Below are 838 nucleotides of genomic sequence, written 5' to 3'. Positions count from 1 at the left end.
ACTTGTGGGGACCCTGGCCGACCACGTCGAGGCTGTCGAGGCCGCCGTCAACCGGGCCCGCAGGACAGTGAGACAGCGGGTGTGGGACCTGGCCGGCGAGCACTCACCAACGGCTGGAATCAGTGCTGAGCGTCCGTTGGTGATCGACGTCGACGCCACCCTGGTCAACGTCCACTCAGACAAAGAGGGGGCGGCCCCGACCTTCAAGAAGGGGTTCGGCTACCACCCCCTGACCGCATGGTTCGACCACGGCCCCGGCCAGGGGGCCGGTGAGTGCGCGGCGATCATGCTGCGTCCTGGAAACGCGGGATCAAACACTGCCGCCGACCACATCGAGATCATCCGCCGGGCACTGGACCAGGCCGGGCTCAGCCCCAGACCCGGTAGAAAGGTGCTGGTGCGCATCGACGGGGCCGGAGGCACGAAGGAGACCATTGAGTTCCTGGCCCGTCGGCGGGTGTCCTACAGCGTGGGGTTCACGCTTCCCGAGCACACGCCGCAGATCTACGACACCATCCCCGAGACTGCCTGGGCCCCGGCCTACAACGCTGACGGCCAGCCCAGACAGGGTGCGGACGTCGCTGAGATCACCGACCTGCTGGACCTGACCGCTTGGCCCAAGGGGATGCGGGTCATCATGCGCCGAGAGCGGCCCCATCAGGGCGCCCAGCTGCGCTTCGAGGACGTGGGCGGCTACCGGCTGACCGCCTTCGCCACCAGCACGAGGGTGGGTCAGCTCGCCGATCTCGAGGTGCGCCACCGGCTGCGGGCCCGCTGCGAGGACCGTATCCGCTGCGCCAAGGACACCGGGCTTGACCGCTTTCCCTTGCAGGGGTTT

General features: G+C 68.4%; 1 protein-coding gene. It reads left to right on the top strand.

Annotation, left to right across the window (positions count from 1 at the left end):
- On the top strand, positions 1–838 hold an 838-nt coding region (locus tag B1H55_RS12025; protein ID WP_143222441.1), incomplete at both ends, for an IS1380 family transposase.

It is taken from the genome of Actinomyces denticolens (genome assembly GCF_002072185.1).
In the GTDB taxonomy this organism is placed as follows: Bacteria; Actinomycetota; Actinomycetes; order Actinomycetales; family Actinomycetaceae; genus Actinomyces; species Actinomyces denticolens.
The sequence above is the reverse complement of the archived record's forward strand: the minus strand, read 5'-3'. Positions and strand labels throughout refer to the sequence as shown.